Source organism: Actinocrispum wychmicini, from assembly GCF_004345645.1.
GTDB lineage: Bacteria > Actinomycetota > Actinomycetes > Mycobacteriales > Pseudonocardiaceae > Kibdelosporangium > Kibdelosporangium wychmicini.
In genome coordinates, this window is the sequence record NZ_SLWS01000014.1 from 76,743 (window position 1) to 99,950 (window position 23,208).

General features: G+C 69.6%; 21 protein-coding genes. 13 read left to right on the plus strand and 8 right to left on the minus strand.

The features are described from left to right. Positions 1-49: 49 nt before the first annotated feature. On the minus strand, positions 50-1,324 hold the full coding sequence (locus tag EV192_RS45325) for an alkaline phosphatase family protein (protein WP_132124956.1): 1,275 nt from the start codon (positions 1,322-1,324) through the stop codon (positions 50-52). Between the two features lie 63 nt (positions 1,325-1,387). Between EV192_RS45325 and nhaA the strand changes: the two genes are divergently transcribed. The 6 genes from nhaA (at position 1,388) to EV192_RS45355 (ending at position 7,396) form a co-directional block, all read left to right on the plus strand. After that, positions 1,388-3,271: a Na+/H+ antiporter NhaA gene (gene nhaA, locus EV192_RS45330; protein WP_132124957.1), complete on the plus strand. Its 1,884-nt coding sequence runs from the start codon at positions 1,388-1,390 to the stop codon at positions 3,269-3,271. 226 nt (positions 3,272-3,497) lie between these two features. Next, positions 3,498-4,118 carry a ClpP family protease gene (locus EV192_RS45335; protein ID WP_165960944.1) on the plus strand — a complete coding sequence of 207 codons (621 nt, stop codon included), beginning with the start codon at positions 3,498-3,500 and terminating at the stop codon, positions 4,116-4,118. 29 nt (positions 4,119-4,147) lie between these two features. Then, positions 4,148-4,687: an ATP-dependent Clp protease proteolytic subunit gene (locus tag EV192_RS45340; protein ID WP_424923441.1), complete on the plus strand. Its 540-nt coding sequence runs from the start codon at positions 4,148-4,150 to the stop codon at positions 4,685-4,687. A gap of 80 nt (positions 4,688-4,767) precedes the next feature. After that, the gene (locus EV192_RS45345) at positions 4,768-5,643 is read left to right on the plus strand and encodes an undecaprenyl-diphosphate phosphatase (RefSeq protein WP_132124959.1); all 876 of its coding nucleotides are present in this window, start codon (positions 4,768-4,770) and stop codon (positions 5,641-5,643) included. A gap of 68 nt (positions 5,644-5,711) precedes the next feature. Beyond that, positions 5,712-6,623, plus strand: a complete 912-nt coding sequence (locus EV192_RS45350; protein WP_132124960.1) for an ATP-binding cassette domain-containing protein — start codon at positions 5,712-5,714, stop codon at positions 6,621-6,623. Beyond that, positions 6,623-7,396, plus strand: coding sequence for an ABC transporter permease subunit (locus EV192_RS45355; protein ID WP_132124961.1), 774 nt, complete (start codon positions 6,623-6,625; stop codon positions 7,394-7,396). The genes EV192_RS45350 and EV192_RS45355 overlap by 1 nt, the downstream gene beginning before the upstream one ends. On the opposite strand, the gene EV192_RS45360 is transcribed toward EV192_RS45355, so the two are convergent. Then, the gene (locus EV192_RS45360) at positions 7,393-8,571 is read right to left on the minus strand and encodes an FAD-dependent monooxygenase (RefSeq protein WP_132124962.1); all 1,179 of its coding nucleotides are present in this window, start codon (positions 8,569-8,571) and stop codon (positions 7,393-7,395) included. The two genes, EV192_RS45355 and EV192_RS45360, sit on opposite strands and share 4 nt — an antisense overlap. Positions 8,572-8,663: 92 nt before the next feature. Between EV192_RS45360 and EV192_RS45365 the strand changes: the two genes are divergently transcribed. The 3 genes from EV192_RS45365 (at position 8,664) to EV192_RS45375 (ending at position 13,113) form a co-directional block, all read left to right on the plus strand. Further along, a complete protein-coding gene (locus tag EV192_RS45365) occupies positions 8,664-9,239 on the plus strand; it encodes a TetR/AcrR family transcriptional regulator (RefSeq protein ID WP_132124963.1) in 576 nt (191 codons plus the stop codon). An 84-nt stretch (positions 9,240-9,323) separates the two neighbouring features. Continuing rightward, positions 9,324-11,654, plus strand: coding sequence for a putative bifunctional diguanylate cyclase/phosphodiesterase (locus tag EV192_RS45370; RefSeq protein WP_132124964.1), 2,331 nt, complete (start codon positions 9,324-9,326; stop codon positions 11,652-11,654). 58 nt (positions 11,655-11,712) lie between these two features. Beyond that, positions 11,713-13,113 carry a S41 family peptidase gene (locus EV192_RS45375; RefSeq protein WP_132124965.1) on the plus strand — a complete coding sequence of 467 codons (1,401 nt, stop codon included), beginning with the start codon at positions 11,713-11,715 and terminating at the stop codon, positions 13,111-13,113. Here EV192_RS45375 and EV192_RS45380 read toward each other — a convergent pair. From EV192_RS45380 to EV192_RS45390, 3 genes are read right to left on the minus strand one after another with little or no spacing between them, the layout of a single operon-like run. After that, on the minus strand, positions 13,101-13,640 hold the full coding sequence (locus tag EV192_RS45380) for a dihydrofolate reductase family protein (RefSeq protein ID WP_132124966.1): 540 nt from the start codon (positions 13,638-13,640) through the stop codon (positions 13,101-13,103). The genes EV192_RS45375 and EV192_RS45380 overlap by 13 nt on opposite strands. A gap of 10 nt (positions 13,641-13,650) precedes the next feature. Further along, positions 13,651-14,466 (minus strand): cyclase family protein, encoded by an 816-nt coding sequence (locus tag EV192_RS45385; RefSeq protein WP_132124967.1) that lies wholly within the window; start codon positions 14,464-14,466, stop codon positions 13,651-13,653. A 31-nt stretch (positions 14,467-14,497) separates the two neighbouring features. Next, a complete protein-coding gene (locus tag EV192_RS45390; RefSeq protein ID WP_341770991.1) occupies positions 14,498-14,764 on the minus strand; it encodes a UBP-type zinc finger domain-containing protein in 267 nt (88 codons plus the stop codon). 92 nt (positions 14,765-14,856) lie between these two features. On the opposite strand from EV192_RS45390, the gene EV192_RS45395 reads away from it, so the two are divergent. Then, positions 14,857-16,509: an NAD(P)/FAD-dependent oxidoreductase gene (locus EV192_RS45395; RefSeq protein ID WP_207926785.1), complete on the plus strand. Its 1,653-nt coding sequence runs from the start codon at positions 14,857-14,859 to the stop codon at positions 16,507-16,509. A 1-nt stretch (position 16,510) separates the two neighbouring features. Then, on the plus strand, positions 16,511-17,941 hold the full coding sequence (locus tag EV192_RS45400) for an ATP-binding protein (RefSeq protein ID WP_243727488.1): 1,431 nt from the start codon (positions 16,511-16,513) through the stop codon (positions 17,939-17,941). 1 nt (position 17,942) lies between these two features. On the opposite strand, the gene EV192_RS45405 is transcribed toward EV192_RS45400, so the two are convergent. Then, positions 17,943-18,686 (minus strand): alpha/beta fold hydrolase, encoded by a 744-nt coding sequence (locus EV192_RS45405; protein ID WP_132124970.1) that lies wholly within the window; start codon positions 18,684-18,686, stop codon positions 17,943-17,945. An 84-nt stretch (positions 18,687-18,770) separates the two neighbouring features. Between EV192_RS45405 and EV192_RS45410 the strand changes: the two genes are divergently transcribed. Both EV192_RS45410 and EV192_RS45415 read left to right on the plus strand, forming a co-directional pair. Next, positions 18,771-19,703: an ArsR/SmtB family transcription factor gene (locus EV192_RS45410; protein WP_132124971.1), complete on the plus strand. Its 933-nt coding sequence runs from the start codon at positions 18,771-18,773 to the stop codon at positions 19,701-19,703. 144 nt (positions 19,704-19,847) lie between these two features. Then, positions 19,848-21,572, plus strand: a complete 1,725-nt coding sequence (locus EV192_RS45415) for an elongation factor G (protein WP_132124972.1) — start codon at positions 19,848-19,850, stop codon at positions 21,570-21,572. Between the two features lie 3 nt (positions 21,573-21,575). Here EV192_RS45415 and EV192_RS45420 read toward each other — a convergent pair whose 3' ends face one another. Beyond that, entirely contained in the window at positions 21,576-22,520 is a 945-nt protein-coding gene (locus EV192_RS45420; protein ID WP_132124973.1) for an ArsR/SmtB family transcription factor, read from the minus strand. Between the two features lie 29 nt (positions 22,521-22,549). Continuing rightward, entirely contained in the window at positions 22,550-23,188 is a 639-nt protein-coding gene (locus tag EV192_RS45425; RefSeq protein WP_132124974.1) for an O-methyltransferase, read from the minus strand. Between the last annotated feature and the right edge of the window lie 20 nt (positions 23,189-23,208).

The window sequence follows — 23,208 nt, forward strand, 5'->3', positions numbered from 1 at the left end:
TTCCGCCATCACCCGCCGAACCCGTGGATCATCGCCCCCGGCGAGTCGCCTACCCCAGCGGGAAGCCCAGGTCACGGGCCTTGGCCGCGAGGTCTGGCCAGTCCTCGCCGCTGTGCGCGTGATCGAGCAGACAGCCGAACGTGATCGGCAGCGGGACGTCGTAGCGGGGAGCGGCCAGGTTCGGCGGGTGGTCGAAGTCGAGGACCTCGGCCAGGTTGTTCGCGGCCGCGTCACGGACTGTCAGCGGTGGCAGGCCGAACCGCCATTCGATCATCTTCAGGATCGACGTGTGGTCGTACAGGCCGTGCGCCACTGTGGAACGACGCGACCGCGGCGAGACCACCACGCACGGCACCCGGAAACCGCGCAGGCCGGCGCCGAGATCCGGGTTCGGGTCGGGGCCGACCGGCGGGACCACGTGGTCGAAGAAACCGCCCCACTCGTCGTACGTGATCACCAGGGCCGTCTGCGCCCAGTTCGGACTGGACACCACGGCGTTGTACACGCTCGCCAGGAAGTGCTGGCCGAGGCGGATGTCCGCGAGCGGGTGCTCGTCCTGGGACAGGCCGGGCACCGCCTCGCCGAGGAACCCAGGCTCCACAAAGGACACTGGCGGCAACGCGCCGACGGCCGCGGCCGCGTAGAACTCCAGGATCGGGCGGCTCACGCCGAGATACCGGGTGCCCCACAGTGCGGTGTACGGGACGTCGGTGAAGAAGTAGCGGCCGGGGACGCCCGCGGCGGTGAGCCGGTCCCAGATGGCGGGCATGGTCGCGATCTTGTCGACCGACGTGGTCGTCCGGTCGGTCTGGGCGGAGTGCAGGAAGAACCGGTTCGGGAACGTCGGTGCCATCATCGCGGCGAAGTAGCGGTCGCAGACCGTCCAGTCCCGCGCCGCGTGGCCGTAGAAGCCCAGGTCCGCGGCTTCGAAGTAGCCGATGGAGAACACGTCGTTCTTGCCCGCCCGCAACCAGCCGTCGCAGGCGCCGTTGTTGAGCTCGACGCGGCCGCCCTGGTAGGAGTGGTCCGGGTCGTTGAAGCCGCAGCCGTGCGGCACGGTCAGGTGGTGCGTCTGGTGGGCCACGCCGTTGCTGTCGGTGAACGTCAGGCCGGCCTGTTCGCCGTCCGCGCCGGGCAGCCAGCCGAGGTAGTGGTCGAAGGAGCGGTTCTCCATCATGACCACGACGATGTGGTCGATGCCGGAGTCTTTCGGATCGGGCAGGGCCGCGGCGCTCGCGCTCGACGCCGCGACCGTCGTCGCACCAGCCGCGGCGACCGCGCTGGCCGTGCCGACAATGAACTCACGCCGGGTGACATCGCTCATGTCCCCTGAACGTACGGACGGGCACGACGAGCGACAACCCTGCGAAATGGTGAGAATGCGGCCATGACAGAAGCCGACGGTTGGTCGCGCCGCACCGCGTGGGCACGGACCCTGCCGACCCCGCTGCGGACGTTCGTGCGCACCGAGACCGGCAGCGCGGCCGTACTGTTCGCGGCCACCGTCGCCGCGTTGGCCTGGGCGAACATCGCGCCGGGGACGTACGACGGCTTCTGGGACACAACGGTGTCCATTCGGGTCGGCGACGCCGAACTCAGTCAGAGTGTCCGGCTGTGGGTGAACAGCGGGTTGATGACGTTTTTCTTCTTCGTGGTCGGGTTGGAGGCCCGCCGCGAGTTCGACATGGGCGAGCTGCGTGACCGGCGGCGGATCGCGTTGCCCCTGCTGGCCGGTGTCGGTGGGATGGTCGTGCCGATCGGGATCTACCTGGCCGTCAACGCGGGAACGCCGACCGCGCACGGCTGGGGAACCGCGATGTCGACGGACACCGCGTTCGCCCTGGGCATGATCACGCTTGTGGCGTCCCGTTCGGCCGCGCGGCTTCGGACGTTTCTGCTGACGGTCACGGTCGTGGACGACATCGTCGCCCTGGTGATCATCGCGATCGCCTACAGCGGACACGTGTCCGTGCCGCCGCTGCTGGTCGCGGTCGGTGCTTTCGTTGCCGCGCTTGGCTTCCGTTACGCCGGAGTGCGGTACGGGCTGGTGTACTTCGTGCTCGGCGCGGTCGGCTGGGTCGGTCTGCTGATGTCCGGGGTCGAGCCGGTGGTGATCGGCCTGGCTTTCGGCATGGTCACCTTCGCGTACCCGGCGGCCCGCGGCGACCTGGAACGGGCGACGAACCTGTTCCGGCTGTTCCGCGAACAGCCCACGCCGCAGCTCGCCCGCGAGGCCCAGTTCGGGGTGGCGCGGGCGTTGTCGCCCAACGAGCGGCTCCAACAGCTGTACCACCCGTGGACGAGCTACCTGATCGTGCCGCTGTTCGCGCTGGCCAACGCCGGTCTGCGGATCGACGGCGAGTTCCTGGCCAGGGCGGTCACCTCGCCGGTCACGTGGGGGATCCTGCTCGGGTACGTGCTGGGCAAGCCGGTGGGGGTGGCGGGCGTGGCCTGGCTGGCCACGAAACTGAGCCGCGGCCGGGTGCGGCCGCCGATCGGCTGGGCCGCGGTGGCCGGCGGCGGCGCGGTCGCCGGCATCGGGTTCACGGTGTCGCTGCTGATCGCGACCCTGGCGTTCACCGGCGAGACCCTGGAAGAGGCGAAACTCGGCGTGCTCACCGCCGCGCTGTGCGCAGCGGTGCTGAGCTGGCTGGTGTTCCGCGTGACCGCGGCGCTGCCACACCGACTGCGCGCCCGGCTGTTGTTGGGCACGAGCGAGTCGATCGTCGACCTCACGCCGGAGGTCGACGACGAACGCGACCACCTGCGCGGACCAGCGAACGCGCCTGTGACAGTCGTCGAGTACGGCGACTTCGAATGCCCGTACTGCGGTCTGGCCGAACCGGTCGTCCGCGAGCTGCTGGCCGACTTCGGGGACGTCCGGTACGTCTGGCGCCACCTGCCGTTGAGTGACGTGCACCCGCGGGCGGACCTGGCCGCGCGGGCCGCCGAGGCAGCGGCCGACCAGGACGGCTTCTGGCCCATGCACGACCTGCTGCTGACCCGCCAGGACGCGCTGACCATGGACGACCTGCTGCGTTACGGCGAGGAGCTCGGCCTGGACGTGGACCGTTTCGCCGAACACATGCGCCGCGGCCTGGGCGTCGACCGGATCGCCGAGGACATCGACTCCGCGGACCTCAGCGGCGTGTCCGGAACACCCACGTTCTTCATCAACGGCCGTCGGCACTATGGCGCGTACGACATCGACACGCTCAAGGCGGCCGTACGCACCGCGCGGGCACGTGCGGCCGTGCTCAAGGGAAAATGACTCATGTTACGGACAGTGACACGTGCCCACGGCGAGCAGGTGATCGTATCCACGCGGGCGTCCGTCGGGAAAGCCACGGTTGTCAGCTAAGAGCGAACTAGGCCGGGGTGAGCCGTCTTCCGCGGCCGGCCTTCGTTAGCATGGCGGAAAGCAGGCCTGAGACTACCGCGAGTGGTGGTCTGGCCTGCTCGGATGGTTCACGGGCAGAGAGAGCGAGCAGGTAGACATGACACAGAGTGACAGCGACTACGCGTTCCGGCTGGCTCAGATGCGCTCAGGCACGGCCGGCCTGGCGCTGACCGAATCTGTGCAGGAACGGCTGCTCGCGGCACGCATCGTGGTGTTGGGTACCGAGGTGAACGACGACACCGCGAACCGGATCACCGGCCAGTTGCTGCTGCTGGACGCGGAGAACCCGAACGAGGACATCACGTTCTACATCAACTCGCCGGGTGGCTCGGTGCCGTCCGGGTTCGCCATCTACGACACGATGCAGCTGGTCCAGCCGGACATCATCACGGTGGCGATGGGCATGGCGGCGTCGATGGGCCAGTTCCTGCTGTGCGCGGGCGCGCCCGGCAAGCGGTTCGCGCTGCCGCACACCCGCGTGATGATGCACCAGCCGTCGTCGGGCATCAGCGGCACCGCGTCGGACATCGCGATCCAGGCCGAGCTGTTCGGCAAGTGGAAGCGGGAGATCGCGGCGATCACCGCCGAGCGCACCGGGCAGTCGATCGAGCGGATCATCGCCGACGGTGAGCGCGACCGCTGGTTCACGCCGGAGGAGGCCAAGGAGTACGGCATCATCGACCACGTGCTCACGCCGGAAACGCAGATCCGCAAGTAGCCGAATTGGCCGCAAGCTATTCGGATCCGTTGTTCGGTCGGATGTTCGAGGGACGCATCGTCGTGCTCGGCGGCGAGGTCGACGACACCGTCGCCGGCGCGATCGTGTCCCAGCTCGTCCTGCTCGACCGCGCGAGTCCGACCGAGGACATCCGGCTCTACATCACGTCGCCCGGCGGGTCACTGTCCGCCGGGTTCGCCATCCATGACGCCATGAACCAGGTGTCGGCGGACGTGTCCACTTGGGCGGTCGGCTTCGTGGGGTCGGTGGCGCAGTTCCTGCTCTGCGCGGGGGCGCCGGGCAAGCGGTACGCGTTGCCGACCGCGCGGATCGCGATGCGGCAGCCGCGCCCGACCCTGCCGGCCACCGATGTCGCCGCGCACTCGGACCTGTACGAAGGCTGGCAGCGGGAACTGGTCGAGCTGACCGCGCGCCGAACCGGCCGCGACCCCGCGACAGTGGCCCGTGACCTGCGCGACGGCCGGACGATGTCGGCCATGGAGGCCAAGGAGTACGGCATCGTCGACCATGTCGTCGCCGCGACCCGGAGCGCCCCGCAGAACAACTGACGTCGAGACACGGCCAAGGCAAAGCCGGAGTTAACCTTCGGCGTACCGGTTGTTGGCGTTGGTGCTCATAGGTTCTCGGGGTGCTGAGCTATCTCGAAGCCGTTGTGGTCGGGGCGTTCCAGGGTGTGACCGAGCTGTTCCCGGTGTCCAGCCTGGGCCACAGCGTGCTCGTGCCGGCGCTGGTGGGCGGACAGTGGGCGCGGGACCTGAGCGTCTCCGCGCCGGAGTCGCCGTACCTGGCGTTCATCGTCGGACTGCACGTCGCGACCGCCGCCGCGCTGCTGCTGTTCTTCTGGCGTGACTGGGTACGCATCGTTGGCGGGTTCGTAACGTCGTTGCGGCACAGGCGGATCCAGACCCCGGCGGAACGGCTGGCGTGGCTCGTCGTCCTGGGCACGATCCCGGTCGGTGTGGCCGGGCTGCTGCTGGAGCACCTGTTCCGGACCGTGCTGGGCCGCCCGATCCCGGCCGCCGCGTTCCTCATCGCCAACGGCGCCATCCTCTACCTCGGCGAACGCCTCCGGCGCCGGGTCGCCGTCCCGGTCGAGACAGCCGACGCCGAAACCGACGACCGACTGGCCAGGATGCCGCTCGGCCGTGGCCTCCTGGTCGGGTCCGCGCAGGTGTTGGCGTTGCTGCCGGGGATCAGCCGGTCCGGGGTGACCATGGTCGCCGGGCTGGTCCGCGGACTGTCCCATGCGGACGCGGCCCGGTTCTCGTTCCTGTTGGCCACGCCGGTGATCCTGGCCGCCGGCGCACTGAAGATCCCCGACCTGGCCGGGCCGCTCGGCGCCGGGATCGGCGGCCAGGTGCTCGCCGGCAGCGCGGCCTCGTTCGTGTGTGCGTACCTCGCGGTCCGGTTCCTCACCCGTTACTTCCACACCCGCACGCTGACGCCGTTCGCGGTGTACTGCGTGGTTTTCGGCGCCATCAGCCTGGTTTTCCTGAGTATCTGACGGGATTTTGCCGTCCGCTAACCGCGGGCTGCCCAGTGGGATACCTGCCGGCTCCTACCCTCGGCGCTGTGATCGAAGCGAGTCGCCTGACCAAACGTTACGGCGAGAAGACCGCCGTCTCGGATCTCACGTTCACCGTGCGCCCCGGGACCGTCACCGGTTTCCTCGGACCGAACGGCGCCGGCAAGTCCACGACCATGCGGCTGATCCTCGGACTGGACGCGCCCAACGAGGGGAGCGTGACCGTCAACGGCAAGCCGTACGCCAAGCACGCGGCGCCATTGCACGAGGTCGGGGCGGTCCTGGAGGCACGCGCCATCCACACCGGTCGCAGCGCCCGCAACCACCTGCTCGGCCTGGCCACCACGACCGGGATCTCGGCCAAGCGCGTGGACGAGGTCCTTGACCTGGTCGGCCTCACCGAGGTCGCGAACAAGCGGACGCGCGGCTTCTCGCTCGGCATGTGGCAGCGGCTCGGCATCGCCACCGCGCTGCTCGGCGACCCGCACACGCTCGTGCTCGACGAGCCGGTCAACGGTCTCGACCCCGAGGGCATCCTGTGGATCCGGACCCTGCTGAAGTCGCTGGCCGACGAGGGCCGGACGGTGTTCGTGTCGTCGCACCTGATGAGCGAGATGGCGCTGACCGCCGAGCAGGTGATCATCATCGGCAAGGGCAAGCTGATCGCCGACATGCCCGTCGCCGAGGTGATGACCCAGTCTCGCCCGGTCGTGAAGGTGCGTTCGCCACGGACGGCTGAGCTGACCGCGTTGCTTCACCAGCAGGACGTCACCGTCGCCGTGGCCGCCGACAGCCTGGAGGTGACCGGCCTGAGCAGCGACGACATCGGGTTGCTGGCCGCCGAACACGGCATCCCGCTGTTCGAGCTGACCCCGGTGCACGCGTCGCTGGAAGAGGTCTTCATGGCGTTGACCCGCGACTCGATCGAGTACGGCATCACCGTGGGAGGGCGGCGCTGATGACTGTCACACAGATGCGGGTGGTCAAGTCCGAGTGGGTCAAGTTCCGCAGCCTGTGGTCGTGCGTGCTGGTGGTGACGGTCGCCGTGCTCGGGATGATCGGGATCGGCTGGGTGGCGTCGTACTTCATCAACGCCGACTGGGCGCACCTGCGGCCCCGCGAGATCGCCCGGTTCAACCCGGTCGCCACCGCCATGGACGGGTACAACATGGCCCAGCTGGCGATCGGCACGCTCGGCGTGCTGCTGGTGACCGGCGAGTACACCACCGGCCTGATCCGGGCCACGATGGCCGCCGTCCCGGACCGGCTGCGCGTGCTGTGGGCGAAGCTCGGCGTGTACACCGCGATCACGTTCGTCCTCATGATGGTCACCTCGTTCGTGACGTTCCAAGGTGGACAGTGGCTGCTGGCCAGCCACGGCACCAGTCTCGCCGCGCCCGGAGTGTCCAGAGTGGTCATCGCGACCGGCGTCTACCTGACGCTGGTGGGGATGCTGGGCGTCGCGTTCGGCGCCCTGGTCCGCAACACCGCGGGCGGGATCGCCGCGCTGTTGGGGGTTCTGCTGGTGCTGCCGGCGATCTTCGGGGTGCTGCCGCAGACCTGGCAGGACGACATCAACAAGTTCCTGCCGAGCGAGGCCGGTCAGGCGGCGCTGTCGGTGGTGCCCGATCCCGTGCTGCTCTCGCCGTGGGTGGGGATGGGACTGTTCGCGGTGTACGTGGTGATCGCGGTCGCGTTCGCCGCGGTGTTCCTCAAGCGGCGGGACGTCTAGTAGTCCTTGAGCGTGATGGCCGTGGCGGCGCGGTGGATCCTGGCCGCGATCCGGCCGGCCATCCGCTCCTTGCCCGGCAGGTGCGGGAGCATCCGCAGCACGGCCAGCTGGGCGCGGATCTGCCAGCGTTTGGCGATCACCATGCCGCGCACGTTCGCCGGCCCCAGTTTCTGGTTCGCCGTGACGAAACCGCGCATCTCCTGCTCGTAACGGGCGAACGCGGTCGCCGGGTCGTCGCTGCTCGCCAGTTCGCCCGCGAGGACGTACGCGCCGACAAGGGCCAGGCTGGTGCCCTGGCCGGAGGCGGGGGAGGCGCAGTACGCGGCGTCGCCGGTGAGTACGACCCGGCCGCGTGACCAGCGGTCCAGTTCGACCAGGCTGAGCGAGTCGAAGTAGAAGCCGTCGGCGGACTTGGCCGCCTCGATCAGCCTGGGCACCTCCCATCCCGCGCCCGCGTACGCCTCGGCGAGGATCGCGCGCTGCTGCTCGGTGTCGCGCCGGTCGTAGTCCATCGGCGGGGCCGCGAAGAGGAACATGGCCTTGGCGTCGGCCGCGCCTCGGGTGCTGTACATCAGGGCGGTCCGGCCGGGTTCCACATAGGTCCGTTCGGCGCGGTCCAGCCCCAGGTGGTTCGGGACGGTGAAGATCGAGACGTAGTAGCCGAGTTCGCGGACGTCACCCTCGCCGAACACCATCCGCCGGGTCGCCGACCGCAGCCCGTCCGCGCCCACCACGAGGTCGAACTTCCGCGCCGGGGTGTGCTCGAAGCGCACGGTTCCGTCCGGCTGGATGTCCACAATGGAGTCACCGAACCCGAACTCGACCCCGTCGAGCTGGTCGAACAGTAAGCGGGCCAGGTCGCCGCGGAGGATCTCGACGTCCGCACCGGACCGGCCGCCGAACAGGTCCGCGTCCATCTCCGCGACCTTCCGGCCGGTCCGGTCGACGAACGTGGCCTCGCGGACCTCGGTGGCCCGCCGCCGGACCTCGTCGAGCAGGCCCATGCGCCGGATGACGTCGACCGCGGCGCCGCGGATGTCGACCTTGTAGCCGCCGTCGCGGATCTCGGTCGCGCGCTCCACGACGGTCGGGGTGAAGCCGTGCTTCTTGAGCCAGTAGGCGGTGGTCAGTCCGGCGATGCCGGCGCCGGCGACGAGGACGTTCTTGCTGGTCATCTGGGCCTCCTTGGGTGTGGGGCAACCGTAGTGCCGATTTGGACGCTTGTCTAGCACGATCTGTCTGAGACGTTTTGTGCTAAGTTGTTCATATGGGAAACCGGGAAGATCTGCTCGCCGGGGCCAAGCGGTGCCTGTACGAGAAGGGCTACCAAGCCACCAGCGCGCGCGACATCGCCGCCGCGGCCGGCACCAGCCTCGCGGCCATCGGCTACCACTTCGGCGGCAAGGAGGCGTTGCTCAACACCGCGCTGGTGGAGGCGGCGAAGGAATGGGGCGACGAGATGGAACGCGCGCTCGCCGCCGACCTGGACTCGGATCTCACCCCGGCCGAACGGTTCGAGGCCACCTGGGCGCGCGTGATCGAGTCCTTCACCACCCACAGGGACATGTGGACGGCGCAGTTCCGGCTGCTCACCGAACTCAAGGCCCTGCCCGACGAAGGCCGGTTCCTGGTGACGGCCCTGCGGGAGGCCCGGCGGGAACTCGCCCAGATCTTCCAGCCGACGCCGCCGGCCGACGGGCGCGTGATCGGGTCGGTGTACCACGCGCTGCTGCTCGGCCTGCTGAGCCAGTGGCTGGTCGACCCGGACGACGCGCTGTCGAGCACGGACCTGATCGAAGGGCTGCGCGCCATCACCGAGGTCGTGGGAACGCCCGGGACGTGATTAGCTGGTTATTCCGCGTGCGGCGGATGACATCTGCTTGAGGTAACGTGCGTCAGTCCGACCGCGCGTGTGACGTGAGGTGCCATGACTGTTCGGCGGTACCAGGTCGCCACCTTGATCGCGGTGGCCTTGGCCATCCTGGTCGTGGTGAACGGTTTCGCGTTGTGGGGCGACCGGCCGGCCCTCTGGGTCGACGACGTCATGCAGCTCACGACCGGTCTGACCGCGGTGGTCTGCGGCCTGCTGGGCGCGCGCCGGGCACGCGGGGCGCAACGGTGGTGGCGGATGCTGGTCGCGGTCGGGATGCTCGGCTGGTCCGGTGGTCAGGTCGTGTGGTCGTACTACCAACTCGCCAGCAACGAGGGCCTGCCGTCGCCGTCCCTCGCGGACGTCGGATACCTGTCGTTCCCGGTGTTCGCGCTGCCCGCGTTGTTCGTGCTGGGGGTCTCGCGGGAACGCCCCGACCGGCAACGGTGGCGGCCCAGCCAGTGGACCGGCCACTTCGGCGTCGCCGTCGTGCTCGACGGGCTCGTGGTCACCGGGTCGCTGTTCATTCTGGTGTGGACGACGGCCCTCGGCTCGGTGGTGCGGACGGTCGGGCCGGACTCGCTCAAGTGGGCGGTGGCCATCGCCTACCCGTTGTCGGACCTGGTCGTGGTCGTCGTCGCGGTGTTGCTCGTGGTGTTCGACCGGGTGGACCGGCCGTACCGGCGGAACCTGCTGCTGCTCGCCGCCGGGATCGTGGCACTGGCGTGCTCGGACAGCATCTTCGCGTACCTGGTGAGCATCGGCGCGGAGAGCATGAAACCTTGGGCCGACGCGGGTTTCGTGCTCGGACCGCTGCTGATCTCGTACGCGCTGCTCGCCGCGCCCGGCCGGCGCCGGGAGGACGCGAGCCAGCCCGGCACGGTCGACTGGTGGCAGTTGGCGTTGCCGTACCTGCCGGTCACCATCGTCGTGCTGGTGATCACCGGCCAGCAGCTGTTCGGCGACGGCCCGGACGCGGTGGTCGCGTGGCTCGGCGTGCTGGTGATCCTGCTGCTGCTGGCCAGGCAGCTGCTGTCCGTGTTGGACAACCGGCTGCTGCTGCGGCGCGTGTACGAGGGCCAGCAGCAGTTGGCGTACCAGGCGTTCCACGATCCGTTGACCGGCCTGGCGAACCGGTCGCTGTTCGGCGACCGGATCAACCAGGCGGTCGGCGACCCGACCCGGCAGCCGATGATCCTGATCTTCGTCGACCTGGACGACTTCAAGGACGTGAACGACCGGTTCGGCCACGCCGGCGGCGACAGCCTGCTGCACTCGGTGGGCCAGCGCCTGCTCGGCTGCGTGCGGTCCACCGACACCGTGGCCCGGCTCGGCGGCGACGAGTTCGCGATCCTCCTTGAGGGCGAACAGGATGCGCCCGAAGCGGTCGGCGAACGAATCCGCAACGCCCTGCGTCAGCCGTTCGCCGTCCACGGAGCGCCGGTGACCGTCCGCGCGAGCATGGGCCTGGTCGTGCCCGATCCGGCCGAGCCACTGGTCACTTCGGACGTTCTCCTCGGCCGCGCGGACACGTCCATGTACGCGGGCAAGCGCCTCGGCAAGGACACCGCTGTGGTGTACCGCCCGTCCCAGGACGGGCCGCCGGACTTCCCGACCGCCCTGCGATACGCCCACGGTGCCGTCCCCGTCGGGTTCAGCCTGTCGTTCCAGCCGATCGTCCGGCTCATCGACGAACAACCCACCGCCGTGGAAGCGCTGGCGCGGTGGACCGCGCCGGACGGCACCCACGTGTCCCCGGAGGCGTTCGTGCCGGCGGCCGAAGCGGCCGGTCTCGGCGCCGAACTCGACGCCCTGGTGCTGGACATGGCCTGCCGGCAGATGACCGCCGCCGGCCTGGACGTGGCCGTGCACGTCAACGTGGGCGCCAGCCGGTTAGGCACGCCGGAGCTGGAACGGACCGTCCGGGCGGCCCTGGACCGCTACCGGCTGGCCGCGGGTCAGCTCGTCGTGGAGATCACCGAGGCGGTTCCCGTCCCCGACCTGGCCGCGGGCGCCGACGCCATCCGCCGTCTGCAGTCCCTGGGCGTCCGGGTCGCGCTGGACGACTTCGGCGCGGGCTACAGCTCGCTCACCTACCTGCACGCCTTACCCGTGGATCTGATCAAACTCGACCGCGCCCTGACCACCGGCGTCCACCCGGACCGTGACGAGAAGCTGTGCCGTTCCTTGGTGGCCCTGTGCGCCGACCTGGGCCTGGCCATCGTGGCCGAGGGCATCGAGACGGCCGCCCAGACCGAACTGATCACCCGCGCCGGCTGCACCATGGCCCAGGGCTACCGCTTCGGCCGCCCAGCACCGCTCACCACCCTCGGCCTGACCGGCAACCCACTCGTCCACGGGAGTGGATCGATGGGGGACAGCCGGTAGATCGGGGTGGGGGTTTGCCCGGTTCCTGACGGTGTGGGTGATCCATACCGTTCCCGGCATGAGAATTCGATCTTCAGTGCTGGTCGCGGCGCTGAGTATGGGCCTGTTCGGTGGGGTGGCGAGTGCCGCGCCCGGGGTGTCGAGCGATGGTGTGTGGCGGATGGACGGGTACGGCACGGTCCTGTCCATCGTTGGCGACACCATGTCGGTGTACCAGACCACCAAGATCAGTTGCCTGCATTACCAGGACCTGACCAGGCAGCGGACCGAGCCCAACGGGGACCTGCGGTTCGTGCACAGCGGCACCACGAGCCCCGAGGGCAAGGTCAAGATCCAGACGTTCTCGCCCCGGGGCCGCGACCGCGCCCGGCTGCAGCCGGACGGCCTGGTCGGCGACCGGGGCCTGGTCCGGGTGCCTGCCCTGCCGCCGGGCTGCGGCCAGCCCGTGCCGAGCGACCGGCTGAGCACGTTCGACGTGTTCTGGCAGACCTTTCCCGAGCAGTACCCGTTCTTCGCCGCCAAGGGATACGACTGGCAGCGGGCGCGGGACATCTACCGTCCCCAGGTGAAACCGGACATGTCCGACGACGACTTCTTCCAGCTGCTCACCCAGATGATCGAGCCGCTGCACGACGCGCACACCCGGATCATGGCTCCCGGCCGGAACTTCGTGGGCTTCCGGCCGAACACGATCCTGCCGACCCCGCCGTACAACCAACAGATCCAGGACTTCATCGAACGGCGTGACATCGGCGGCAAGCTCACACGGTATGCCAACGGCATCATCGGATACGCGGACCTGCCCGACAAGATCGGCTACCTGCGGATCGCGGCGTTCGCCGGGTTCACTGACACCGAGGACCCGGCCGAGATGGCGACCGTGCTCGACAACGCGCTCGACGACATCCTGACCCCGGCCCGAACCTCCGGTCCGGGCAAGCTCCGCGGGCTGGTCCTCGACCTGCGGTTCAACGGCGGCGGGCTCGACTCGCTGGGGCAACGGCTCGCGTCCAGGCTCACTGACAAACCGTTCTTCGCGTACTCGAAGCGTGCCCGCGACTGCGTCGACGACCCGAGCCGGTTCACGAAACCGCAGGACTTCACGATCACGCCGTCGGCGAAGTCGAAGTACACCGGCCCGATCGCGCTGCTGACCAGCGGGTCACAGGGCAGCGCCGGGGAGACGTTCACCCAGGCGATGACGCAACGGACCCCCGCGCCGCTGCGGATCGGCGAGAACACCCAAGGCGTCTTCTCCGACATGCTGGTGCGTGAGCTGCCCAACGGGTGGATCTTCGCGTTGCCGAACGAGGAGTACCTGACCGCCACCGGCCGGACGTACGACGGCGCCGGTATCCCGCCGCACATCCGGACCCCGGTTTTCGGCGCGGAACTGGCCCAGGGCAAGGACTCCGCGTTCGACCGCGCGTTGGCCGAATTCCGCCGTCAGCGTTCGTAGACCAGGAGCAACACACCGTCTGGACCGACCGGCGTCGCCGATGCGAGCTTCAGCTTCACCGGCGCGCCGGTCTTGAACAGCTTGCGCCCGCCGCCGAGAACGATCGGGAACACGATCAGCCGCAGTTCGTCCACCAAGCCGTGGTCCAGCAACGCGTGCACCAGCGTTGCGCTGCCGTGCACGACGATGTCGCCGGTCGCGGCGGCCTTCAGTTCGGACACCTGGTCGGCGAGGTCGCCGCCCAGCACAGTGGTGTTCCCCCACTGTGGATTCCGCAGGGTGGACGACACGACGTACTTCGGCAACGAGTTGAACTTGTCCGCGAACTCGCCCTGTTCCCCAGGCCAGGACCGGGCGAACTCCTCGTACGTGACCCGGCCGTACAGCTGGCATTCGCTGTTCATGGTCTCGAACAGCTTGAACTCGCCCGCCTCGGGGCCCTGGTCGAACTGGCCGGCCCAGTCGCCGGCGGGGTCCTCCACGACGCCGTCGAGGGACATGAATTCGGAGACCACCAGTCTGCCCATGTCCAGCTCCTTACCGGGGGATGAGGCCGAAGATGGTGGCGGTGGAGCCGGCGCCGTTGCGGTTGATCGGGCCGCCGGCCAGGATCCAGGCCCCGGTGGCCGGGAGTTTCGCCAGGTTGGCCAGGATCTCCAGGCTGATCCGGTGGCGTTGGTAGACCAGTTTGGACACCGTGAACGTCTCTTCGATGCCGACGTCCGGGCTGAACGTGTCGATGCCGGTGCCGCCGGTGCGGCCGATCCGTCCGGTGTCGATCAGCCAGCGGACCGTCGGGATGGCGAAGCCCGGCTGGTGGATGACACCGTTGGCGTCCAGGTTGGGGAACGCGGGCGTGCCCCACCGGGACTCCCAGCCGGTCCACAGGATCACCATGGAGTTGTTGGGGATGCGGCCGTGCTGGCGCTCCCACTCCTTGATGTCGTCGACGGTGACCGCGTAGTCGTCGTGGCCACGGACCTTGGCCCGGACGTCGATCTTGACGGCCGGCAGGAACAGGTCACCCGGGTCCATCTGGTCGGCCAGCGGCTCACCCTTGTTGAAGTGGCCGGGCGCTCCCCAGTGCGTGCCGGTGTGTTCGCCTTCGCGGACGTACTGCAGGAAGTAGCCGTCCTTGGGGATGGTGGCGATGGTCTCCAACGTGAACGCCGGGTCGCCCGGGAACACGTTGGTCTTGGCGGGGTCGTTGACGTGCGAGAGGCTTACCAGGCTGAGCTGATCAAGCCGGACCGGCGGCGCCGCGGCGGCCTGCGCGGTGCGCCCACCCGGCCACGATAAGGCCCCGAACAGTCCGGCTGCGGCGGCGCCGAGCGCCCTGCGTCGTGATGGCATGCGCACACCCTAAGCACGCCATCGTCGCAAGTCAGCCCGCTGTGTTGTGAACGAAGCACCAGCGCCAGGACTCACCGGGCTCGAACGAGCGGATCACCGGGTGGCCGGCGTCGGCCGCGTGCCGGCTCGCGTGCTTCTCGGTGGACGAGTCGCAGCAGCCGACCTTCCCGCAGGTCAGGCACAGCCGCAGGTGCACCCACGTGGTGCCCTGGGCCAGGCAGTCCTCGCAGCCGTCCTCGGTGCTCGGCGTCGGTTCCGCACCGAGCGTAGCGATGTCGGCACAGGTAGTTGGGGCCACAGACCCTCCTTGGTGTCGGTCACCAGCGAAACTACGCTGTTTTGACGTTGGATGCTTGACTGGGGACCATGACGACATCTCTGCCTGACCGGGTGGCCAAGCCCTCGATCCTCACGGTCGACGACGACCCCGGGGTCTCCCGGTCCGTCGCCCGGGACCTGCGCAGGCAGTACGGCGAGACGTACCGGATCGTGCGGGCCGAGTCCGGCCCGCAGGCCCTGGAGGCGTTGAACGAGATCAAGCTGCGCGGCGAAGAGGTCGCGGCGGTGCTGGCGGACTACCGGATGCCGCAGATGAGCGGGATCGAGTTCCTCGAGGCGGCGATGGACCTGTTCCCGGCCGCCAAGCGGGTGCTGTTGACGGCGTACGCCGACACCGACGCCGCGATCCAGGCGATCAACGTGGTCGACCTGGACCACTATCTGTTGAAGCCGTGGGACCCGCCGGAGGAGAAGCTCTACCCGGTGCTGGACGACCTGCTGGCCAGCTGGCTGGCCACCGACCGGCAGCCGGTGCAGCAGGTGCGGGTGATCGGCCACCGCTGGTCGTCGCGGTCCTACGAGGTCCGGGACTTCCTGGCCCGCAACTCGGTGCCGTACCGCTGGTACGAGCTGGCCGACGGCGAGTGCGAGGCCCGCCGGCTGCTGACGGCCGCGGGCGAGGACGGCGCCCGGCTGCCGGTGGTGGTCACCCCGGAGGGTGACCCGCTGATCGAGCCGTCCGACGCGGAACTGGCCGCACGAGTGGGCCTGAGCACGACGCCGTCGACGGACTTCTACGACCTGATCGTGATCGGCGGCGGCCCGGCCGGCCTGGGCGCGGCGGTGTACGGCGGCTCCGAGGGGCTGCGGACCGTGCTGGTGGAACGGCTGGCGACCGGCGGGCAGGCCGGCACGAGCAGCCGGATCGAGAACTACCTGGGGTTCCCGGACGGCGTGTCCGGCGAGCAGCTCACCGACCGGGCCCGGCGGCAGGCGTTGAAGTTCAACGTGGAGATCCTCACCACGCGGGACGTGGTCGCGTTGGAGGCCCGGGGCTCGGCCCGGGTCGTGCGGTTCGGTGACGGCACGGAGTTGGCCGCGCACACCGTGATTCTCGCCACCGGCGTCTCGTACCGGACGTTGGACGCGCCCGGTCTGGACGGTTTGGCCGGCAGGGGAGTGTTCTACGGCGCGGCCACCACGGAAGGACCCAGCTGCGCGGGCAGTGACGTCTACCTGGTCGGTGGCGCGAACTCCGCCGGGCAGGCCGCGATGTACTTCGCGAGGCACGCGAGTGACGTGCACATCGTGGTGCGGGCGGACTCGCTCGACCGGTCCATGTCCCGGTACCTGATCGACCAGATCGGCGAGGTGAAGAACATCCACGTGCTGCCGTGCACGGAGGTCGTCGGCGGTACCGGCGCCGAGCATCTCGAAACGCTTACGTTGCGGCACAACAAATCCGGTGAGGAACAGACCGTGCCGGCGGGCTGGCTGTTCGCGTTCATCGGGGCCGCGCCGCGCACCGACTGGCTGGACGGGACGTTGGCCCGCGACGAGCGCGGCTTCGTGCTCGCCGGGCCCGACCTGGGGATTCCGCCCGGCTGGCCGCTGGACCGGCCGCCGTACCACCTGGAGACGAGCCTGCCCGGCGTGTTCGTCGCGGGCGACGTGCGCGCGGACTCGGTGAAACGAGTGGCTTCGGCGGTCGGCGAAGGCGCCATGGCCGTCACGCTGGTCCACCGCTATCTGGAAAGGTCCTGACGTGGAAGAGAAACTGACCGCCGACGACCTGCGCGAGCTGTTCCTGTTCGAGAAGCTCGACGACGACCAGCTCGCGTGGCTGGCGCACCACGGCCAGGTGGAGACGCGTTCGGCGGGCGCCACGGTGCACGACGAGGGCGAGCCGGCGACGTGCTTCTTCGTTCTGCTCGAAGGCACGGTCGCGTTGAGCCGCAACATCGGCGGCGAACGGGTCGAGATGAACCGGACCGATCACGTCGGCTCGTACTTCGGCGCCACCCAGGTGTACCTGGCGGCGGACGTCGCCGCCAACCAGAAGTACATGGCGAGCGTCGAGTCCGTCACGGACACCAAGATGTTCCAGCTGCCGGCCGAGGAGTTCGGGCCGGTGGTGCGGGAGTGGTTCCCGATGGCCGTGCATCTGCTTGAGGGCCTGTACTTCGGGATGCAGAACACCCAGCGCGCGGTCAACCAGCGGGAACGCCTGCTGGCGTTGGGTTCCCTGTCGGCCGGCCTCACCCACGAGCTGAACAACCCGGCCGCCGCCGCGGTTCGCGCGACCGCCGCGCTGCGTGAACGCGTGGCCGGGATGCGGCACAAACTCGCCATGCTGGCCAACGGGACCGTCGACCAGAGGACCCTGACGGCGTTGGTGAAGCTGCAGGAGAACGCGGTCGAGCGCGTCGCCAAGGCGCCGAAGCTTGGCCCGATGGAGGCCAGCGACCGCGAGGACGAGGTCGGGGACTGGCTGGAGGGACACGGCATCCAGGGCGGCTGGGACCTCGCGCCGACCCTGGTGGCCGGCGGCCTGGACGTGGAGTGGCTGGCCGAGGCGGTCGACCTGTGTCCACAGGCGACGACCGAGGCGGCGGTCCGCTGGATCGCGTACACGGTCGAGACCGAGACGCTGATGAACGAGATCGAGGACGCCACCACCAGGGTGTCCACTTTGGTCGGTGCGGCCAAGCAGTACTCGCAGATGGACCGGGCGCCGTTCCAGGTGGTCGACATCCACGAGCTGCTCGACTCGACGCTGGTGATGCTGGGCGCCAAGTTCGGTGCCGGCGTCGACCTGGTCAAGGACTACGACCGGGCGCTGCCGCCGTTGCCGGCCTACGCGGCCGAGCTCAACCAGGTGTGGACGAACCTGATCGACAACGCGATCGCCGCGATGGACGGCACCGGAACCCTGACCGTGCGGACGTTCCGCGAGGACACGTGCCTGGTGGTGGAGATCGGCGACACCGGCACCGGGATCCCGCCGGACATCAAGGACCGGATCTTCGAGCCGTTCTTCACCACCAAGGCGGTCGGCCAGGGCACCGGTCTCGGCCTGGACATCTCGTGGCGGATCGTGGTCAAGAAACACCACGGCGACATCCGGGTCGAGTCCGTGCCCGGCGACACCCGCTTCCAGGTCGTGCTGCCGTTGACTGTTCCCGAGGAGGCCTGATTCAGTAGTCGGCGAGGAACTCGGCGAGGGCCTTGGCACCCCGCGCCGGGTCCTGCAGCATCCACCAGTGGCCGAGGCCGTCCAGGACGGTGACCTGCGAGCCGAACCGGTCGGCCGCGCGCCTGGCCAGTGTCTCGCCGCCGACGCACGGGTCCTCGCTCGACACGATCGCCAGGCCGCGGCGACGTTCGGCCCGTTCCAGGTCCCGGCCCCACTCGGCCATCGCCGGCGGCTTTGCCGACCGGTACAGGGCGAGGATGCACCGGGCCATGTCCTCGGTCATCGCCTCGGCACAGGCCCGCGCCGCCTCGGGTGTCATGCCCAGTGGCACGTATGCCGCGGCGCGCTCCTCGACCGACAGGCCGACCATCGCGTTGACCGCGGTCTCGCCGGCGCCGTCGGTCTGCCAGGTCTGGGCCAGCGGATGCCACACGTACTCGGGGTCCGCGGCGCCGACCACGTCCGTCGCCCACGAGCGGATCAGGTCCGGCCTGGTCGCGGCCACCCGCTGGACGTGCAGGCCGCCCCAGTCGTGGCCGACCAGGTCGATCGGCCCGGGGACGGCTTCCAGTTCGGCGACCAGCCACCGGGCGTAGTCGTCCGCGGTCGCGCCGAACCCGGATGGGACAGGCGCGCCGAAACCGGGCGGGGACAACGTGATCACGTCGGCCCGGCCCAGCTCGGCCCGCAGCGGCCCCCAGACCGCCGCGGCCTCCGGGACGCCGTGGACGAGAACGACGGGCATGGCGATTCCTCCCTTGTCGATGCGATCAATTCCCAACCTACGGCACGAACCAGGGGCACAATTGGGGAGCGAGGGAGGGGACTCATGGCGTTACGCGTCCGGCTGACCCAGGCCGATCTGGACAACGTCCGGTTCGCCGCGGGGCCCGCGCCCATCCTGGAGGCGATCCTGGCGTTCGCGTCGTTCGAGCGCCGCACACCGACCCGTACCACGCTGCCGCCGACGATCCGTCCGCTGTTCTCGCTGGTCCGTGACGCGCGTGGCCCGGTGTTCCTCGACCCGTTCGTCGCCGACCCCCAATGGGGCCTCGAACTCGTGCGGTCGGCGCCCAAGGCCCTGATCCGCGAGGACATGGAGCGGATGTGGTGCGTGAAGCCGCCGTTGTGGCTGCGCAACCTCGCCGACGGCGACTCCGAGCAACGTCAAGTGGTCGGCACGGCCGTGCGGTACTGGTACCAGCGCGTCATCGAGCCCCAACGGCACCGAATCGAGCAGGTGTTCCAGCACGACATCGCCATGCGCACCCCGACCATGCGTGACGTGGGCGTCGTCGGCCTGCTCAACAGCATCCACCCGAACCTGACGTACCACGACGGCGTGCTGACCATGCCGCATCCCCTGGACATCACCTGTGACCTGGAAGGGCAGGGCTTTGAGTTGCGACCGACAACACAGTGGGCGGGCCGGCCGTTGTGGTCGTGGTCGTCCGACGACCCGTCCCGCTTCGCGCTGCACTATCCGGCGTTGAGCGAGCGCACCCGGACCGTGCAGCAACCCACCGAGCAGGCGTTGGCCAAACTGGTCGGCGAGACCCGCGCGGCCGTCATGCACGCCCTGAAGAGCCCGTTGTCCACCGGCGAACTGGCCGAACGGGTGGGGGTCAGCATCTCGTCGGCGTCCCAGCACGCCTGTGTGCTGCGGGACGTCGGCCTGGTCCGAAGCGTCCGCGACGGCCAGAAGGTGACGCACAGCCTCACCATGCGCGGGATGACCCTGCTCGGCTTCGGCCAGGTGTGACCCGGACCCGGGTAATTCAGTTGTCGGCCTGAGCGGCTGTGTGCTGCACTGCCGGCGAACGTCCGTCGAGATAGGAGAGGCCCATGCGGTGCGAGTTCATGTTCCCCCAGCAGGTCTCTGACACCTATCCCGAGGACATGAACTTTGACGCGTACCTTGAACCTGGGCATCGTGGCGCATGTCGACGCCGGTAAGACGAGCCTGACCGAGCGGCTGCTGTACGCCGCCGGCGTGATCGACACGGTCGGCAGCGTCGACAAAGGCAGTACCCAGACCGACTCGCTGGACCTGGAACGCCAGCGCGGCATCACCATCAAGGCGGCGGTGGTGTCGTTCACGCTCGGCGACGTCACGGTCAACCTGATCGACACCCCCGGCCACCCGGACTTCATCGCCGAGGTGGAGCGGGTGCTGAACGTCCTGGACGGCGCCGTTCTGGTGGTGTCCGCTGTGGCGGGTGTGCAGGCGCAGACCCGGGTGCTGATGCGGGCGCTGCACCGGCTGGGCATTCCCACGCTGGTCTTCGTGAACAAGATGGACCGGCCGGGCGCCCAGGGCGAGGCGTTGCTGCCGAGCCTGGCCGAGCGGCTCGCCCCGGCGGTCATCGACCGTGGGTCGGTGTTCTTCGGCTCGGCCATCACCGGCCAGGGGATCACCGAACTGGTCGACGGCATCACGAACCTGCTGCCGGCCGCGGCCGGCGACGGTCCGGTGTCGGGCATGGTGTTCAAGGTCGAACGCGGCAAGGCGGGGGAGAAGATCGCGTACGTCCGGATGTTCGCCGGCTCGATCCGGGTGCGGGAACGGCTGGACTGCGGGAAAGTCACCGCTCTCGCCGTCTTCGACCACGGCACGGCCGTGCGGCGACCGGTGGTGACGGCGGGCGAGATCGCCAAGGTGTGGGGCCTGGACGTCCGGATCGGCGACAGCGTAGGCGAACCACGACGTGGGCAGCGCCGGCATTTCTCGCCACCGACCCTGGAGACGGTCGTCGTCCCGGCGCGGCCGGCCGAGCGGGGTGCGCTGCACGCCGCGCTGGCCCAGCTCGCCGAGCAGGATCCGTTGATCAACCTGCGCCTGGACGAGCTGCGCGAGGAGACCGCCCTGTCGCTGTACGGCGAGGTCCAGAAGGAGGTCATCCAGGCGACTTTGGTGGCCGACTACGGCATCGAGGCGGTGTTCCGCGAGACCACGATGATCTGCGTCGAACGCCTCAACGGCACCGGCGCGGCGGTCGAGCACGTGGGCGGGTCCGGGAACCCGTTCTACGCCACGGTCGGCCTGCGAATCGAACAGTCCGCAATAGACAGTGGGGTGACCTACCGGCTGGGCGTCGAGTTGGGCGCCATGCCGCTCGCGTATTTCGCCGCGATCGAGGAGACCGTCCGGAGCACCCTCGACCAGGGCATTCACGGCTGGCGGGTGACCGACTGCGTGGTCACCGTGACGCACGTGAAGTTCGTGCCGCCGATCACCGCGGCCGCGGACTTCCGCAACCTCACGCCGTTGGTCCTGATGGCCGCGCTGGCCCGAGCCGGCACCACCGTGCACGAACCCACCCACAGTTTCCGCCTGGAGGTCCCGGCGGACGTACTCGGGCAGGTGCTGGCGGCCCTGGCCCGGCTGCGGGCCGTTCCGCGGACGACTGCCGTGACAGGGGCTTCCGCGCTCGTCGAAGGCGGCATTCCGGCGACGAACGTGCATGGCCTGCAACGTGAACTGCCGGCGTTGACCCGTGGCGAAGGCGTGCTGGAGTCCACATTCGACACCTACGAACCGGTCAACGGGATCATCCCCCGTCGGCCGCGTTCGGATCACAACCCGTTGCACCGCAAGGAGTATCTGCTGCACGTGGTCCGTCGCACCTGAGCGCTACCCGCTGAGCAGTGACCTGCCCAGCGGGGTCAGCGTGTGGATCACGGCGTTCTTGGCGCGTCTGGTCCGGACCAGGCCCGCGTCGCGCAGGATCGACGCGTGGTAGCTCGCCGAGGCCGCCGAGATCCCGGCGTGCTCGCTGAGCTCGGTCGTGGTGCACCCGCGGGCGATCGCCCGCAGGATCCGTGCCCGGGTGGTGCCGAGCAACGCCCCCAGCTCACCGCCGGCCTGCTCGGCCGGTGCCGTCCGGCCGATCGGGTACACCAGCACGGGCGGCAGGTCGGGGTCGGCGAGCATGGTCGGCGCCAGATGGCAGAAGAACGACGGGACCAGGCGCAGCCCCCGCCCCGCCAGCTTGAGGTCGCCGGACACGTGGTCGCCGAGCACCTCCAGGACCGGCGGCTGCCAGCGGACCCCGGGGTGCAGCGTGCTCAGGGCGAAGCCGAGCCCGTTGTTCACCGCCGCCCACGCGCGCTCCACCCGGTCGGTGTGCACCTGCTGGGCCATCCGCGGCCAGAACGGCTCCAGCGCGGTCCGATAGTAGGTCTGCAGTGACCTGGCCAGCCCGTGCAGCGCCCGGCCGCCGTCGGCCAGGGTCCGCGCCCACTCCGGGACCGGCCGGTCGCCGAACAACCGGCCCAGTTCGGCCCGGACCCGGGCGCGTGGGGTGTGCGCCACCGTGTCGAACGCCGCCTCCGGGCCCATGGCACCTTCGTCCGGCGTGAGGAAGTCGGGGGAGTAGCCCACCGGCGGCGCGATCGCCAGCAGCGCCCGCACGCCCGCGTCCAGCGTGAACTGGCCGCGCCACCACCGGGTGACCCGGTCGTCCCGCCCGTCCTGCAACGCGTGCAGGCTCAGCAACACCTCCCACGCCGGGTCCGGCGCCTCGGCGAACGTCGTCCGCGCGAGGTCCGCGCCCGAGAAGTGCACTCTCAGCGCCATGGTGCCCTCATGACCCGAGTTTAAATGTTTCAAGCACGGCAGCTGATCTCCATACCGTCCTCGACCGGGAAGTCGACCGACACGTATCCGTTGCCGGGGGTGCGGACGTAGTCCAGGTACTCGGCCATGGTGGCCATCGTGGTGTCGTCGGCCACGACCAGCGCGCCGGGCGTGAGCCGTGGTTCCAGCGACCGCAGGACGGGCAGGCACAGGTCCTTCCAGCCGTCCAACAGCACCAACCCGATCGGTCCGGGGACGGCGTCGAGCGTCGACCGCGCGTCGCCGTGCAGGATCGTGACGTGGTCGGCTAGGCCGGCCTCGGCGAGGACGTCCTGGGCGGCGGCGAGCTTGGTCGCGCTCATCTCGGTGCCGTACACGTGGCCCACGCCGTTGTCGGCGACCGCGGCGGCCAGGTAGAGCGTGGAAATCCCGTATGACGTGCCGAACTCGACGACCGTCTCCGGCCGGGCGGCCCGGATCAGCGAGTACAGCAGTTCGCCGCCGCGCGCGGAGATCGGCATGTAGATGTCGGCCATGAGGTCGGCGAGTTCCTGAGCGTCGGCGCCGGCAGGGATAGCGCGGTGGGGCGCGCGCTCGTCGGCATCGGCGGCGCCATGCAGACGGGTGAGGACATCGCGGACTGTCGGTGTGCTGAGGGTGTTGGTCATGGCCTCTACGTTAGACGCAA

Excerpts from the sequence above, each read along its gene's own strand:
- EV192_RS45325 (WP_132124956.1), bottom strand. The coding sequence starts at position 1,324 with ATGAGCGATGTCACCCGGCGTGAGTTCATTGTCGGCACGGCCAGCGCG.
- nhaA (WP_132124957.1), top strand. The coding sequence starts at position 1,388 with ATGACAGAAGCCGACGGTTGGTCGCGCCGCACCGCGTGGGCACGGACC.
- EV192_RS45335 (WP_165960944.1), top strand. The coding sequence starts at position 3,498 with ATGACACAGAGTGACAGCGACTACGCGTTCCGGCTGGCTCAGATGCGC.
- EV192_RS45355 (WP_132124961.1), top strand. The coding sequence starts at position 6,623 with ATGACTGTCACACAGATGCGGGTGGTCAAGTCCGAGTGGGTCAAGTTC.
- EV192_RS45360 (WP_132124962.1), bottom strand. The coding sequence starts at position 8,571 with ATGACCAGCAAGAACGTCCTCGTCGCCGGCGCCGGCATCGCCGGACTG.
- EV192_RS45365 (WP_132124963.1), top strand. The coding sequence starts at position 8,664 with ATGGGAAACCGGGAAGATCTGCTCGCCGGGGCCAAGCGGTGCCTGTAC.
- EV192_RS45370 (WP_132124964.1), top strand. The coding sequence starts at position 9,324 with ATGACTGTTCGGCGGTACCAGGTCGCCACCTTGATCGCGGTGGCCTTG.
- EV192_RS45375 (WP_132124965.1), top strand. The coding sequence starts at position 11,713 with ATGAGAATTCGATCTTCAGTGCTGGTCGCGGCGCTGAGTATGGGCCTG.
- EV192_RS45380 (WP_132124966.1), bottom strand. The coding sequence starts at position 13,640 with ATGGGCAGACTGGTGGTCTCCGAATTCATGTCCCTCGACGGCGTCGTG.
- EV192_RS45385 (WP_132124967.1), bottom strand. The coding sequence starts at position 14,466 with ATGCCATCACGACGCAGGGCGCTCGGCGCCGCCGCAGCCGGACTGTTC.
- EV192_RS45405 (WP_132124970.1), bottom strand. The coding sequence starts at position 18,686 with ATGCCCGTCGTTCTCGTCCACGGCGTCCCGGAGGCCGCGGCGGTCTGG.
- EV192_RS45410 (WP_132124971.1), top strand. The coding sequence starts at position 18,771 with ATGGCGTTACGCGTCCGGCTGACCCAGGCCGATCTGGACAACGTCCGG.
- EV192_RS45420 (WP_132124973.1), bottom strand. The coding sequence starts at position 22,520 with ATGGCGCTGAGAGTGCACTTCTCGGGCGCGGACCTCGCGCGGACGACG.
- EV192_RS45425 (WP_132124974.1), bottom strand. The coding sequence starts at position 23,188 with ATGACCAACACCCTCAGCACACCGACAGTCCGCGATGTCCTCACCCGT.